Here is a 14,922-nt window from a genome sequence, read left to right as displayed (position 1 = left end):
GAATAATGCGCATAGGATAACAGCGCGCGCCGTCGACGAGCCCGAGGACTCGCCGCCGACAAGCCCTGCCTTGTTAACCGGTGTTGCGCATGCCGGCCGCAATCGCGTTGATCGAGCGCAGCACCGGATCGAGCCAGGCCCGATCGCCGTTCTCGCGATACCGGGTGAGTGCCGCGGTCTGAATATGGTTGAGCGGGTCCAGATACGGTCGGCGCCGGTCCAGCGAGGTCTGTAGCACCGGGTCGTCGTCGAGGATCTTGTGCTCGCCGGTGATCTTGAGGATGCCCTGCACCGCGCGGTCATATTCGCCCTGGATAGCATCAAAGATATGATGCTGGCCCTCAGCCAGGCGCGCGTACTCGGTCGCGATCGACATATCCGCCTTGGCCAGCGACATCTGGACGTTGTCGATGATCGTGCGGAAATACGGCCACTCGCGATACAGCGACTGCAGCGTCTCGGTCTCGACCTCGGCCAGTGCCGTGCCCAGGCCCAACCAACCCGGCAGGGTATGGCGTGACTGGGCCCAGGCGAAGACCCACGAAATGGCGCGGATCGAGCTCTTGTCGAGCTTGGCCTTGGACGGGCGCGAGCCGGGCCGTGACCCGATGTTCAGCGCGCCGATTTCTGCCGTGGGTGTGGCAGCCTGGAAATAATCGAAAAAGCCTTCCGTGTTCTCGGTCAGGTCGCGATAGAAGGCTTCACCGGTATCGGCCAGACGGCTGGCGATGTCGGAATAATCGGCATCCGAGGCCTGGCTGCACGAGGCCTTGAGCGTACCGGTCACACCGAGAGTCAGCTCGTGCACGGCGGTTTCCGGGTTCGAGTACTTGGCGAAGATCATCTCGCCCTGCTCGGTGAACTTGATGCGCGAGCGCACCGTGCCGGGCGGCTGGCTCATGATCGCCTGATGGGTCGGCCCGCCGCCGCGCCCGACGGTGCCGCCGCGCCCGTGGAACAGCACACAATCCACGCCGTGACGCTCGCACAGAGCCACGGCCTCCTGCTGGGCGCGGTAGAGCTGCCAGCGCGAGGTCATGATGCCGCCGTCCTTGCAGGAATCCGAATAGCCCAGCATGACTTCCTGGCGCAACGTGTCGTCGGATTCACCGGCCTCGATGAAGGCCCGGTAATGGGTGTTGGCCAGCAGTTTGTCGAGCACCGGCTCGATGTGTTCCAGATCGGCCACGGTCTCGAACAGCGGCGCGATCGACAGCGGCGGCGCGCTGGTGGCCCCCGGCTCGTAGACGCCGGTGACCCGCATCAGCCAGAGCAGGGCCAGCACGTCGGAGGCGCTGTGCGTCATGGAGATCACATAGCTGCCGAACGCGGCGTTGCCGAGCGTGCGGGTGAATTCACGCACCACGGCCAGTGATTCCAGCGTGTCGTTGACGTCAGAGCTGACATCCACGCGGCCGATGGCCGGCATGTCATCGCGTGCGAGTTCGGCATTCAGGAACTCGACGCGGGCCGCCTCGTCCATCGATTCATAGTCGATATCGTGGCCGAGGGCCGCGAACAGCTCGTGCACGCACTGGGTGTGGCGCGTGGATTCCTCGCGCAGATCCAGCCGGGCCAGATGAAAACCGAACGTCTCGACCAGGCGCTGTAGATCCTTGATCTGGTCTTCGGCGATGACCTCATCCCCGTGGCCGGCCAACGACTCACGCATGACACGGATATCCGCGATCAGCGCATCGGCGCTTTCATAGGCCAGCGAGGTGCGCTCGCTGCGCTCGGCGCGCAGCCGCAGCTCGGTCTGGATCTGGTCAACCATGGCCGCCAACCGGCGCCGCATGAGATAGAGCTTGCGCCGATACGGCTCGGCGGCATAACGCTCGGGCCGAACACCCGAGTGCGAAGCGATTCGTTGCTCGTCGGCCTCCAGCGAGGCCCAGAAGTCGTCACTGGGGCTGCACCAGCGCGCCGAGAACGACAGCCGGCTGGACAGGTCATCAATCCGGCGCAGATATTCCGACAGAATCTCGCGTGACTGCATCCGCAGCGCGTAGCGGGTTTCGCGCGCGGTGACGTACGGGTTGCCGTCGCGATCGCCACCGATCCAGGAGCCGAAGGTGAGCACCGTCGGCGCATCCACGTGCGGCTTGCCGTAGGCATTGGCCACGGCTTTCTCCAGATTGCGATAGATCTGCGGCACGCTGGCAAACAACGAGGCCCGGAAGTAATACAGTCCGTTACGGATCTCATCCTCGACGGTGGGCCGTGAACCACGCAACTCCTCGGTCTTCCACAGCACCTGGATGTTCTGGCGGATATGTTCTTCGATCTCCTCGCGCTTCAAGGCATCGGGATTGCCAAAGGCGAGTTCGTGAAACCACTCGAAGATCCGGCGCAGCGCATCCAGCACGGCCCGTGGCTTGGCCTCGGTCGGGTGGGCGGTGAACACCGGGATGAACGACAGGGTCTGCAGCCGGCCCATCAGATCATCGAGCGCCACGCCCTGGGCCGCCATGTCCGTAAACGTGCGGTTGAACGAGCCCAGCCAGCGCGGGTCGCCGTCAGCGGCCAGGCTGCGACGCGTGCGATGCGCGTGCAGCTCTTCCAGCAGATTGGCCAGGTTGAAATAGATGGCGAAGGCACGCGTGACTTCGGTCATCGTCTCGGCGGGCAGCGCATCGATCAGCGCCATGAGCCGTGCGCGTTCCTCGGCGTCGTCGGCCTCGCGCAGACCGATAAAGCCGCGACGCAGTGTCTCAACCGTATCGAAGACCTCCGAGCGCGCCTGTGCCTGAAGCACATCCCCCAGAAGCGCCCCGGCACGGCGCACCTGGCCTCGTAGTTCGCGATCGGCTTCTTGTTGGTCGGCCTGGCCGGTCGCGGGGTGTTTTTCGTTGATTGCTGGATTCATGTTCGGCTTTTATGGAATCGTTTCCCCAAACCGGAGCATATCAGCCTCATCGGCGCGTGCCAGCGCGTAAGCCGTGGCCCACGCTCTACGCGCCCGCCGACAGGCCAAGCTGCGGTAGGATGCGTGTTTGATCCCTGATCGCGGCCCGTCATGTCTCGCCCAATGCGTTTTTGCCCGAACTGTGGTGCGCCCACCGAGTTCAAGATCCCCGACGGCGACGACCGCAAACGAAATGTCTGCACCGCCACCGGCGAGATCTTTTATGACAACCCGCGCAATGTGGTCGGCACGATCATCGAGGCCGACGGCGCGATCCTGATGTGTCGGCGTGCCATCGAGCCGCGGCTTGGATTCTGGACCCTGCCGGCCGGCTTTCTCGAACTGGGCGAAACCGCAGCAGATGGCGCCGCACGAGAGACCTGGGAAGAAGCCGGCATCGTCGCGCGCGATCTGTCCCTGCACTCGATGATCGATGTGACGCACATCGGCCAGATCCATATCTTTTTCACCGCCGTACAACAGGGCGCGCGCGAGCCGGCCGGTCCGGAGAGCAGCGAGGTGGCGTTCGTGCCGCTTGACGAGATCGACTGGTCACAGCTGGCTTTTCCGACCATCCACCGGGCGCTGACGCGTTATATGGCTGATCGCGAATCCGGCAGGCACGACGTCCACGTAGAAGCGCTTGGCGCCGATGACTGGAAAGCGATGAATCTGGCCGCCACGCCGCGATATTGAGCGCGCGAGCGGCCCTCGGCTGATAGACTTTCGGCTAACCGAACCGATCCACGCGATCACCGAACATCTCGAGGGACGAGGCGTAACGCATGACCTTCGTTGTCACCGAAAACTGCATCAAGTGTAAATACACCGACTGTGTGGAAGTCTGCCCCGTGGATTGCTTCCACGAAGGCCCGAACTTCCTGGCGATCGATCCCGAGGAGTGCATCGACTGCACGCTGTGCGAGCCGGAGTGCCCGGTCGAGGCGATTCTGTCCGAGGACGATCTCCCGGCCGATCAGGCGGATTTCCTGGAGCTCAACGCCGAGCTGTCACAGAAATGGCCGGTCATCACTGAAGTGAAGAAACCGCCGGAAGACGCCGACGAGTGGGCCGACAAAGCCAACAAGCGCGAGCTGTTGGAGCGCTAGGGCGTGTCGTCATAAGATAAGGCGGCGCACCGGCGGCCAAGCCGCGGCAAGACAAGGCATCGCGCGGGCAGCGGGGTTATTCCACGTAAATGAGCCCCTAAAAATCGACTATGGCGCAGGATTGCCGGGGCTTGGCCGCCGGCCCATTCGGGTTGCTCGCGCCGGACGCGCCATGCGGCGTTACGGGCCTTGACCGTGGCGGGCCCCGCTCGGCGGCCCGCGCCTTGCCTGACACGCCCGGCGCGAGCAATGCGACGTCATATCTTATGACGACACGCCCTGGACGGATTGCTGGCCGAGCATGTCGACGTAGGCGCCCGTGCACAGGGCGTCTTCGTCGATATCCAGCGTGGCCATCAGCGCCTGTGCTTCAGCCTGACCGGCTGTTTCCGGCTCGTCGTCGGCAAGCACCACCTCCAACTCCATGAACGTGCCAAGCCCGGCCACCCGGTCGAGATGGATGCGTATGCGCCCGACGAGATAGAGCCGTCGTGTCTTTTCCACGCGCCCGTTGATGCCTTGGGCGGCGGCCAGCACATCGCGTAGCGCGGTCGGGTCATCGGTCACGACGCGACGATAGAACGACGCCCTCGGGCCGGTCTGGTCGCTGCGTTGATAATAAATCAGCTCGCCGCTGGCCGGTCTCGTCAAGAAATCACGCAGCTTCAAACGCCCCGTCTCAGCGCAGAAAAACGTATCAGCCTGTGTGATGACAACCGGGCCCTCGTCGGCCAGCCCGGCCACTGTGGTTTCCAATGCGGCCAGGTCAGCAACCCGTGCCTTGATCTCGATATTGCGTGCCAACGGTCAGCCTCGCGGATGATGTTCGCCGTGCAGGGCCTTGAGCCGTGCCCGGGCGACATGGGTATAGATCTGGGTGGTCGAGAGATCGGCATGGCCCAGCAATATCTGTACCGCGCGCAGATCCGCGCCGTGGTTGAGCAGATGGGTGGCAAAGGCATGGCGCAGCGCATGCGGAGAAACCGCCTTGGCGATGCCGGCCCGCTCGGCGTGGCCGCGGATACGATGCCAGACGTTCTGGCGCGTCATCGCCCCGCCGCGGCCGGTCACAAACAGGGCATCGCTGACGTGCGCGCCCAGCAACAGCCCGCGGGCGCCGGCCACGTAACGCTGGATCCAGGCGCCGGCCGCCTCGCCGATCGGCACCAGGCGCTCACGCCCGCCCTTGCCCATCACCCGGATCACGCCCTGTCGCGTATTGACCTGCGACAGGCTGGCCGAGACCAGCTCGGATACACGCAGGCCCGCGGCATACATCAACTCCAGCATGGCCCGGTCACGCAGGCCCAGCTCGGTGTCGGTGTCCGGCGCCCGGATCAGGGCTTCGACGTCTGCCTCGCTCAGCGTCTTGGGCAGGCGCTGGCCCTGAGCGGGGCTATCGATCAGTGCGGTGGGATCGGCCGTGATGCGCCCGGCACGCCGCTCGTGACGATAGAACTGGCGCAGGCTCGATAACAGCCGGGCCACGCTGCGCGGGCTGTTTCCCGGGCCGGTGCGCGCTGCCAGATACGCCTGAATATCGCCTGGCGCGACCGCCAGCAGGCCGTTGCTCGGGCATTGCTCGGAGGCCGCAAAGCGGGCCAGATCGGCCTGATAGGCATCCAGCGTGGCCTTGGACAGCCCGCGCTCGGCCCACAGGGCATCGATGAAACGCGCGATGGTTTCAGCAACGGGCTTGTCCAGTGCATCGATTACAGCCATGGCGAAAGCGTATAATGCAACGCTTTTCCCGGCCAGCCGAGCTCATGTCCAAAGCTTCATCGCTCACGCCCAAACAGCGCTACGAGGCCGATCTGGAACACACGGATTTCCAGCGCGATCCGGCCCAGGTCGAGGCGGTGGATGCCCTGCAGCGCATTTATGACGAGCTGTGCGCCAACCGCACCACCTCACACGGGCTGTTCGGGCGCAAGAAAAAACGCACGCCGGTGACCGGGCTTTATGTCTGGGGCGGCGTGGGCCGCGGCAAGACCTATCTCATGGATTGTTTCTACGAGGCCCTGCCCTTCGAGGACAAGTCGCGTCTGCATTTCCATCGCTTCATGGCGAAGGTGCACGAGGCGCGCAAGACCTACGCCAATCAGAGTGATCCGTTGGTCAAGATCGCCGACGACTGGGCCAGCGATCGCGTGCTGTGCTTCGACGAGTTCTTCGTCTCGGACATCGCCGATGCCATGATCCTGTCGCGCCTGACAGAGGCCCTGTTCGAGCGCGGCGTGACCCTGGTGGCCACCTCCAACGTCGACCCGGACGATCTCTACAAGGGCGGGCTCAAGCGCGAGAACTTCCTGCCGGCGATCGAACGGCTGAAGACGAACTGTCAGATCCTGCATCTGGCCGACGGCACGGATTTCCGCCTGGATCATATCCAGGAGGCCAGCACCTATCAGACGCCTGCCGGGCCGGCGGCCGATGACGCCCTGGGCAAAAGCTTTGACAAGCTGGCCGCCGGGCGCGTGGTGCATGCCGGCAACGTCGAGATTCTGGGCCGCAAGATTGCCACCCGCTATCGCGCGGAGAACGCGGTCTGGTTCGAGTTCGATGCGCTGTGTCGCTCGGCCCGATCGGCAAACGACTATATCGAGATCGCGCGCGAGTTCCCGGTGGTGATGATCTCGGACGTGCCCGTGCTGGTCGATCGCGACGAAAACGCAGCGAGACGGTTCATCAACGCCATCGACGAGTTCTATGACCGGCGCGTGAACGTGTTTCTGGCCGCCGACGGCGGCCCGGACGATCTCTACGCCGGCACCGAACTGGCTTTCGAGTTCGAGCGCACGTCCAGTCGCCTGCACGAGATGAGCACCCCAGACTATATTTCGGCGCCTCACCGCAGCTGATACGGCACGCCACGCGCCACCGCGCGTGCGTCGAAAGCCGTATAGACCTGCACGGCCCGCGCCCACACGCTGATCAGACCTTTTGCCAGCGGAGTGTTTGATGGGCTCGTGCATGATGTCGTCCCCCCTGCTGCTCGACGAGATACTCGAGCGCGCGGCCACCGAGTTCCCGAACGTCGAGATCGTCAGCCAGATGCCGGACAAGTCCCGGCACCGCGAGACTTACGCCGACATGGCAGCGCGGGCCAAGAAACTGGCCCAGGCCCTCACCGATGCCGGCATTCAGCTCGGCGATCGCGTGGGCACCCTGTCGTGGAATCATTTCGCCCATCTGGAATGTTATTTCGGCATCCCGGCCATGGGCGGCGTCTGCCACATGATCAACATCCGTCTGGCGCCGGAGGATATCGCCTGGATCATCAATCACGCCGAGGACCGGATCCTTGTCGTCGATGATGTGCTGCTGCCGCTCTACGAAAAGTTCGCCGACCAGATCAACGTCGAGAAAGTCGTGGTCGTCAATCTGACCGGCCAGGCCGTGGCCGAACCGATGATCGATTACGAAGCCTTTCTGGACTCGGCCTCACAGGATTTCGTCTATCCCGACAAGCACGAGCACGACGCCTGTGGCATGTGCTACACCTCGGGCACCACGGGCAAGCCCAAGGGCGTGACCTACTCACACCGCTCGACCGTGCTGCACGCGTTGACCTCCTCGCTGCCGGATTGTCTGAATCTCAGCTACAACGCCACGGTTCTGCCGGTGGTGCCCATGTTTCATGTCAACGCCTGGGGGCTGCCGTATTCATCCACGCTGTGCGGGGCCAAGCAGGTACACCCCGGCCCACACCTGGACGCCGAAAGCCTGTTGAACCTGTATCAGGACGAGGGCGTGACGATCTCGGCCGGCGTGCCCACGATCTGGATGGGTATTCTCAACGCGCTGGACAAGGAGCCCGAGCGCTGGCAACTGGTCGATAATCTATCGATGATCGTGGGCGGCTCGGCGGCCCCGGAGTCGATGATCCGGCGCTTTGACGGCCACGGCCTGCAGCTCATCCAGGCCTGGGGCATGACAGAAACCTCGCCGCTGGGCACCTCGGGGCGCTTGAAACCGGCGGTGCAGGCACTGGATGAAGATGCCCGCTATGCCCGGCGCGCCACCGTGGGTACCACGGTGCCACTGGTGCGGGTGCGTATCGTCGACAACGAAGGCGAGCTGGCCCCGCGCGATGGCGAAAGCATGGGCGAGCTTCAGATCCACGGCCCGTGGATTGCCGGCAATTATTATCGCCTGGAGAACAGCGAAGAGAAATTCACCGCCGACGGCTGGCTGCGGACCGGCGATATCGCCACCATCGATGACGACGGCTATATCGATATCACTGATCGCACGAAAGACGTGATCAAGTCCGGCGGCGAGTGGATATCCTCGGTCCATCTGGAAAACGAGATCATGGGCCACCCCGACGTGGCTGAAGCCGCGGTCATCGCCAAGAGCGACGATAAATGGGGCGAGCGCCCGCTGGCCGCGATTGTGGCCGTCCAGGGCAAGACAATCGACGAGGCCGCCATTCGAGCGCATCTGCTGGAGCGGATGCCCAAATGGATGGTGCCGGACGACTATGTCTTCATCGACGAGATTCCGCGCACCTCAACCGGCAAGTTCAGCAAGCTGGCGCTGCGGGAACAGCTCCAGGAATAGCCACCGGCGCGTCAACCGGCGCTGCAGACAAGCCCCGGCGATCAGTCCGATCGCCGGGGCTTTTTATGCCGCCCCGCTCAGGCTCGTCTGGCCGGGCAGCGTCAGGCGCGCCAGATCGCGAACCACCACGGTCAGATGCTCGTGGCCCGGGGTTTCGATGGCCTGGAGTTCAGCCAGGCGTGCTGCAATGAAGGCCAGCGTGCGCTCGTTGTCGGCCTGCCAGTCAGCCAGCGGATCATCGGCCTCGCGCGTGAGCACCTGATCCACGATACGTTGATGGATCCGGTAGCTGTCGCCGCGCAGACTCATGCGCGCCAGGGCCTGCCAGCGCTCGTTGGCCGGCAGCTGGTGGATCGCGTTCTGTAGCCAGGCCACGCCCAGCAAATCGCCCACGCGGTAATACAGGCCGGCCACCTCGGTGACGGCCACATCGCGCTCGGCAGCCAACGCGGCGATATCCATGATGCCACCGCCGACATCGGCCACGGCGATGCGGTGGGATAGCTCGCCCGGCACGCCAAGCGCCTCCCACTGTGCGTAGGTGGCATCAAAGCGCGTGCGATAGGCGCCAACGAGATAATCCGCCAGCGCGGTCGTCAGGCGTTGGGCACCCGGCTGATAGCGCGCCAGCAGATCCGAAATATCCTCGCCCAGACCGGGCGTGGCCAGCCACCAGTTCATCGCATGTTTCAAGAACGCGATGCCGATACGATGCGCGCGGTATTGTTCGGCCGCGGAAATCGTGTCGTCCAACCCGTCGATGGCACAGAACAACGACTCGCCGCCCAACCAGGCATCGGCCAGCACGTAGCCACGCACCGCGGCCTCCATGCGTGTGCCGAAGCCGGCCGGCAGGCGATGCGCGCTGGCGATACCCAGCCGGTCGACCATCTGATTGGTCGCCAGCGTGGCGATCAGCTCTCGCCGCAGCCGATGCCCGCGCACATCCGGGGCAAAACGCTCGCCGAGTGCCTCCGGCAGCCCGTCGAACAGCCAGCCTTCAAGAGCGGGATCATCGGCCAGGCCGCCGGCCAGGGCGGCATCGGCCAGGGCCAGCTTGTTATAGGAAATCAGCACGGCGAGTTCAGGCCGGGTCAGGCCCAGGCGCTCGCGCGAGCGTACCTCGATGGTTTCGTCATCCGGCAGGCCCTCCAGGCGACGATCCAGCCGCCCGTCGCGCTCGAGCGCGCGCATGAAACTGATCTGCTCATCAAAACGTGTCGTGCTCTCGGCCTGCATGAGGCTGATCTGCTGGGTCTGTAACACGTTGGTACGCAGAACCAGCGCGATCACATCCGGCGTCATCTCGGCCAACAGCCGGTTGCGGGCCTCACGATCAAGCCGGCCGTCGGCCTCGGCCGTGCCCAGCGCGATCTTGATATTGACCTCGAGATCCGAGGAATCGACGCCGCCGGAATTATCGATGGCATCGGTGTTGATACGCCCACCGGCCAGCGCGTACTCGACCCGCCCGGCCTGGGTGAAGCCCAGGTTGCCGCCCTCGCCGACCACGCGGGCGCGCATGGCCCGGCCGTCGATCCGAAGCGCGTCGTTGGCCCGGTCGCCCACGTCGGCGTGTGATTCATGGCTGGCCTTGACGTAGGTGCCGATGCCGCCGTTCCAGAACAGATCGACCGGGGCGGCCAGCAGCGCCGCGATCAGGGCGGTCGGCGTGTATTCACGCTGGCCCAGGCCCAGGGCGGTCATGGCTTCGTCGGAGACGGTGATGCGCTTGGCCGAGCGTTCATAGACCCCGCCGCCGCGCGAGATCAGCTCGGCAGCGTAGGCATCCCAGCCCGAGGCCGAGGCGGTGAACAACCGCTCGCGCTCGGCGTAGCTGGCCGCCATGTCCGGATCCGGATCGATGAAGATATGACGGTGATTGAACGCCGCCAACAGGCGGATACAGCGCGAGGCCAGCATGCCGTTGCCGAACACGTCGCCGCCCATATCACCCACGGCCACGGCGGTGAAGGCCTCGTTCTGGCAATCACGGCCCATCTCGCGGAAGTGACGCTTGACGCCCTCCCAGGCGCCGCGGGCGGTGATGCCCATCACCTTGTGGTCATAGCCGGCCGAGCCGCCGGAGGCAAAGGCATCGTCCAGCCAGAAATCGTATTCCGCCGACAGGCCGTTGGCGATATCCGAAAAACTGGCCGTGCCCTTGTCGGCGGCGACCACGAGATACGGATCAGCCGCGTCGCGCGCGACCACCCGGTCGGGCGTGATCACGTCGTCGCCCACGCGGTTGTCGGTGATATCCAACAACCCGCGAATGAAGACCTTGTAGCCGGCGATGCCACGGGCTGCACGGGTATCGCGATCGATATCCGCGGGCAGGCCCTTCAGCACGAAGCCGCCCTTGGCCCCCACCGGCACGATCACCGCGTTCTTGACCATCTGGGCCTTCATCAAGCCCAGCACCTCGGTCCGGAAATCCTCCAGCCGGTCGGACCAGCGCAGGCCGCCACGCGCGATCGGCCCGCCGCGCAGATGCACGCCCTCGACCTCGGGGGCATAGACGAAGGTCTCGACCCAGGGCCGCGGCTCGGGCAGCTCGGCCAGACCAGAGGAATCCAGCTTGAGCGAGACATAAGGCCGCGGCTGCCCACGCTCGTCGTGTTGGTAGTAGTTGGTACGCAGTACGGCATCGACGACGCCGTAGAAGGCCCGCAGCACGCGATCGGTATCCAGGCTGGCGATGGCTTCCAGCGATGCCTCGATCGCCTCGACGGCCGCCGCTTCGGCCTGGGCCGAGCGTGCCTGATCGGGATCCAGGCGCAGGCCGAACAGCTCGACGATACGCGCGACCAGATCAGACTGTTCGGCCAGCCGATCCCCGATATAGACCGGCGAAAACGGCAGCTCGGTCTGCAATAGATAACGCGCCACGCTGCGCACGAGCACGATTTCACGCGCGGAGAAGCCGGCCTCGACAACCAGACGGTTCAGGTTATCGTTGGCCACGCGGCCGGCCATGATCTCATCGAAAAGCTCGGCCAGCGCATCGCGACGCGAGCGCTCGGCCAGGCGGGTCGCCGCGGGATGGCGCGCCTCGAACTCGTGGATCCACTGGCTTGCAAAGCCGCTGCGCTCCACGCTGAACGGGTGCTGGTTGATCACCGCCAGGCCAAAGTACTCGAAGATCGGCAACACGTCCGACAGCGCCGGGGCCTCGCCGCTGCCATAGAGCTTGAGCGTGACCGTGTTGTCCTCGCCCACGCCGGCGACCCGCAGCACCGGCCGGCTGTCACCGGCCAACTCGGCCAGGACACCGGCATCGGCGATGGCCGCGTCGGCGGCGTTACGACGCTGGTAGGCGCTGTCAAAGGCATGTGCATAGGCCGGCATCGACAGCCCGGCCTGGCGAGCCGCGGCCAGAAATCGATCCGGCCAGGCACGGGTCTGATCAACGAGCTGGCGCTCGATTTCGGCGGTGTCCGGTGTGGGCGTGTCGGCTTCGGTGGCGATCTGAAAGACCAGGCGCACCACCGAGCCCCGCAGGAAGTCGGCGTCAGCGTCCTGGCGCCGGCCGGCCAGCGCAGCTTCCAGCGTGGCCTCGATCTGCTGGCGCAGCGCCACCGTGTAACGCTCACGGGGGATATAGACGATCGCCGAATAGAAACGCCGATACCGGTCGCGCCGTAGAAACAGGCGCAGCCGCTCGGTCTCGCGCATGTTGAGCACGCCCGTCACCGTATCGAACAGCTCGGCCTCGCTCGCCTGAAACAACTCATCGCGCGGGAAGGTCTCCAGGATATAGCGCAGGCTCTTGGCCGCGTGCGAGCGATCCCGAAACGCGGCCCGTGCCATGACGTGGCTGATCTTGCGCCGCAGCAGCGGGATATCCCGCGGGCTGGCGCGATAGGCCTCGCCGGAGAACAGCCCCAGAAAGCGATGTGCGCCGATGACGTTGCCGGCCGCGTCCAGGCGCTTGATGGCGATCACGTCCATGGTTTCCGGGTGATGAATCCAGGCGTGGCGGTTGGCCTTGGTGATCACCGCCAGGCGCGGCGACTGGGTGTATTCATCCAGTACCGCCGCCGGGGCCACATAGCCGTCAGGATCGACGCCGGCACGATCCTCGCGCAGCAGGCCCAGGCTGGTATCGGGCAGGTCGATCATGGCCTCGCCGTCGGTATCGGCCTCGACCGCGCGACAGCGATACCCCAGAAAGGTGAAGTGATCGTCGGCCAGCCACGACAGAAACGCCTGGGTTTCCAGGCGTTCTTCCCGGTCGATGCCGCTGGCCGCGCGTTCCAGATCATCGATGACCTGCTGCAGGCGACGACGCATGGCGCGCCAGTCGGTCACGACGGTGTGGACATCCACCAGGCTGGCCCGGACCTGCTCGATCAAGGCGTCGCGGTCCAGCCCCGCCGGTGCGGCAAACTCCACGCGAATCAGCGATTCACTCGTGCGCTGCCCGCCGGGGGCATGTTCGTGCACGTCGCTTATCGCGCTTGGCCGGCCATCGCTATCACGCGTGACAGCAACCACCGGATGAAGCGTCCAGTCGATCTCGGCGCCGGTGGCGCGCACGGCCAGCGTGACGGTGTCCACCAGAAACGCCATGTCGTCGGCCACGCTGATCAGCGCGGTATCGCAATCACTGGCGCCGTCGTCGATGGAAACGATCTCGATCAGCGGCGTGCCCGGCGAGCGCGGATGGGCGATCTGCGCGTAATGCGCCAACACGGCTTCATATACCCGCTCGGTCGAGCGCGCGGCCAGCATGGAGGCCGGCACGCCCTGAAGATAGCGCTCGGCAAAAGCGATCGCCGCACTGGAATCGACAATGCGCGAATCCGCATCGATGAACGCACGAATTTCGGCCAGTACACGAGCGGTCTGGGTATTCATCGCAGCAACCGGCGACAGGAGAACAAGGCTTGACGTTACGCCCTGGCCTGCACGGGACTCAAGCCTTGTACAACCGGCTCAAGTGCGTGGCGTGCCCCGGTTGTCGGGCTGGGTGTCCGGAGCCGCAGCCTGAAACGCGGCCAGCGACAGGCAGGCCCGATACACGCGCCGCAGCCGTGGGTAATCATCCAGACGCACGCCGTAGCGCTCGGCCATGGCAATCTGTGGCACGACGCAGACATCCGCCAGGCTGGGCCGGGCCGTGAAACAGAACGAATGGGTCGTCTCGGCCTGTTCGGCCAGCAACGACTCCATCGGCCCGAACGCCTTGTGCAGCCAATGCTCGAACCAGGCCCGTCGATGGTCATATTCGACGTTCATTTCATCACGCAGATAGCGCAGCACCCGCAGATTGTTCAACGGATGGGTATCGGCGATGGCAATCTGGGCGAACGACCGAACCCGTGCGCGCAAGGCGATATCCTCGGGCAATAGCGCCCGCTCCGGGTAGCGCTCTTCCAGATATTCCAGAATGGCGGATGACTGCGAGATGATGAGATCGTTCTCGACCCAGAGCGCCGGGATCAGGCCCTGTGGGTTGACCTCGAGAAACGATTGTCGATCGGCGGCTGCACCGTCCAGCCCCGTGAAAATCGACTCATAGGCCACACCTTTGTAATTCAGCGCGATCCGTACCCGATGAGCAGACACGCTTCGGTGATGGGTGAACAGTTTGAGCATGAGCGGGCAGACCTGGAAAACGTGGTCTGACTCTAGGGCCTGTTGCCGTTTCATGCGAGCCCGCGCCAAGCGCTGTTTTGCGGCAAGACGAGGCGTAGCCCGCGCCGCGCAGTCATTCTGCGCTAGTGGGCTAGAACGCTGTATTGCCGCAAAACAGCGCTTGTCCCGAAGGGTTGGGCCGCAAATCGCGTCCTGCTGCGTTGCGAGTCTTGATCGTGACACGCCACGATACGGCGACTCGCGCCTTGCAGGACACGATTTGCGGCCTCCAACGCGGCGCTCGCATGAAACGGCAACAGGCCCTAGCAAATCACCCGCCTTCGATTGACCGGCCGATGAGATGACTATGACCTCCGAAACACCACAACCGCCGATCGAAACCGACAGCCCGGCAAGTGCCAGCGAGCGCAACGTGCTGTTGATCACTTATGTGCTGTATGGCCTGTCCTGTTTCTTCTTTTTGACCGCGATTGCCGGTGTGATCGTCAATCACATCAAACTGGGCGACGTACCGCGGGGCGGCGTGGCCTGGAGCCATCATCGCTGGCAGATGCGCACCTTCTGGTTCACGATTTTCTGGAGCGTGGTCTGTCTGATCCTCACGCCTTTTTTGATCGGCGTGCTGGGCTATCTCGTGCTCTGGCTCTGGTGTGCCTATCGCTTTATTCGCGGTATCGCGGTCTTTGCTGATGGTCGGGCCATGCCCGTCTGACCAACGCCTGTCCGCGCCGCTGG

General features: G+C 64.5%; 10 protein-coding genes. 5 read left to right on the top strand and 5 right to left on the bottom strand.

Features of this window, described 5'->3' with window-relative positions; translation table 11 throughout:
• Positions 1–73 precede the first annotated feature (73 nt).
• A complete protein-coding gene (gene ppc / locus SAJA_RS02270; RefSeq protein WP_123657047.1) occupies positions 74–2,869 on the bottom strand; it encodes a phosphoenolpyruvate carboxylase in 2,796 nt (931 codons plus the stop codon).
• Between the two features lie 150 nt (positions 2,870–3,019).
• Here ppc and SAJA_RS02265 point away from each other — a divergent pair, with 150 nt between their 5' ends.
• Both SAJA_RS02265 and fdxA read left to right on the top strand, forming a co-directional pair.
• Entirely contained in the window at positions 3,020–3,604 is a 585-nt protein-coding gene (locus SAJA_RS02265; protein ID WP_245963207.1) for an NUDIX hydrolase, read from the top strand.
• A gap of 89 nt (positions 3,605–3,693) precedes the next feature.
• A complete protein-coding gene (gene fdxA, locus SAJA_RS02260) occupies positions 3,694–4,017 on the top strand; it encodes a ferredoxin FdxA (protein ID WP_123657046.1) in 324 nt (107 codons plus the stop codon).
• 264 nt (positions 4,018–4,281) lie between these two features.
• Here the strand turns inward: fdxA and SAJA_RS02255 are convergent, their stop codons facing one another.
• Positions 4,282–4,821: a class IV adenylate cyclase gene (locus SAJA_RS02255; RefSeq protein ID WP_123657045.1), complete on the bottom strand. Its 540-nt coding sequence runs from the start codon at positions 4,819–4,821 to the stop codon at positions 4,282–4,284.
• Between the two features lie 3 nt (positions 4,822–4,824).
• Positions 4,825–5,739 carry a site-specific tyrosine recombinase XerD gene (gene xerD / locus SAJA_RS02250; protein WP_123657044.1) on the bottom strand — a complete coding sequence of 305 codons (915 nt, stop codon included), beginning with the start codon at positions 5,737–5,739 and terminating at the stop codon, positions 4,825–4,827.
• 44 nt (positions 5,740–5,783) lie between these two features.
• Between xerD and zapE the strand changes: the two genes are divergently transcribed.
• Entirely contained in the window at positions 5,784–6,878 is a 1,095-nt protein-coding gene (zapE, locus tag SAJA_RS02245; protein WP_123657043.1) for a cell division protein ZapE, read from the top strand.
• A gap of 112 nt (positions 6,879–6,990) precedes the next feature.
• The gene (locus SAJA_RS02240) at positions 6,991–8,583 is read left to right on the top strand and encodes a long-chain fatty acid--CoA ligase (RefSeq protein ID WP_245963206.1); all 1,593 of its coding nucleotides are present in this window, start codon (positions 6,991–6,993) and stop codon (positions 8,581–8,583) included.
• A gap of 63 nt (positions 8,584–8,646) precedes the next feature.
• Here the strand turns inward: SAJA_RS02240 and SAJA_RS02235 are convergent, their stop codons facing one another.
• The gene (locus SAJA_RS02235) at positions 8,647–13,446 is read right to left on the bottom strand and encodes an NAD-glutamate dehydrogenase (RefSeq protein ID WP_123657041.1); all 4,800 of its coding nucleotides are present in this window, start codon (positions 13,444–13,446) and stop codon (positions 8,647–8,649) included.
• Positions 13,447–13,524: 78 nt separating this feature from the next.
• Positions 13,525–14,187, bottom strand: coding sequence for a maleylacetoacetate isomerase (gene maiA / locus SAJA_RS02230; protein ID WP_184999709.1), 663 nt, complete (start codon positions 14,185–14,187; stop codon positions 13,525–13,527).
• Positions 14,188–14,527: 340 nt separating this feature from the next.
• On the opposite strand from maiA, the gene SAJA_RS02225 reads away from it, so the two are divergent.
• Entirely contained in the window at positions 14,528–14,899 is a 372-nt protein-coding gene (locus tag SAJA_RS02225) for a DUF4870 family protein (protein WP_148070950.1), read from the top strand.
• The last annotated feature ends 23 nt before the right edge of the window (positions 14,900–14,922 follow it).

The sequence above is a fragment of the Salinisphaera japonica YTM-1 genome (assembly GCF_003788585.1).
GTDB classification, from domain to species: domain Bacteria; phylum Pseudomonadota; class Gammaproteobacteria; order Nevskiales; family Salinisphaeraceae; genus Salinisphaera; species Salinisphaera japonica.
The sequence above is the reverse complement of the archived record's forward strand: the minus strand, read 5'-3'. Positions and strand labels throughout refer to the sequence as shown.

Excerpts from the sequence above, each read along its gene's own strand:
- ppc (WP_123657047.1), bottom strand. The coding sequence starts at position 2,869 with ATGAATCCAGCAATCAACGAAAAACACCCCGCGACCGGCCAGGCCGAC.
- SAJA_RS02265 (WP_245963207.1), top strand. The coding sequence starts at position 3,020 with ATGTCTCGCCCAATGCGTTTTTGCCCGAACTGTGGTGCGCCCACCGAG.
- fdxA (WP_123657046.1), top strand. The coding sequence starts at position 3,694 with ATGACCTTCGTTGTCACCGAAAACTGCATCAAGTGTAAATACACCGAC.
- xerD (WP_123657044.1), bottom strand. The coding sequence starts at position 5,739 with ATGGCTGTAATCGATGCACTGGACAAGCCCGTTGCTGAAACCATCGCG.
- zapE (WP_123657043.1), top strand. The coding sequence starts at position 5,784 with ATGTCCAAAGCTTCATCGCTCACGCCCAAACAGCGCTACGAGGCCGAT.
- SAJA_RS02240 (WP_245963206.1), top strand. The coding sequence starts at position 6,991 with ATGATGTCGTCCCCCCTGCTGCTCGACGAGATACTCGAGCGCGCGGCC.
- SAJA_RS02235 (WP_123657041.1), bottom strand. The coding sequence starts at position 13,446 with ATGAATACCCAGACCGCTCGTGTACTGGCCGAAATTCGTGCGTTCATC.
- maiA (WP_184999709.1), bottom strand. The coding sequence starts at position 14,187 with ATGCTCAAACTGTTCACCCATCACCGAAGCGTGTCTGCTCATCGGGTA.
- SAJA_RS02225 (WP_148070950.1), top strand. The coding sequence starts at position 14,528 with ATGACTATGACCTCCGAAACACCACAACCGCCGATCGAAACCGACAGC.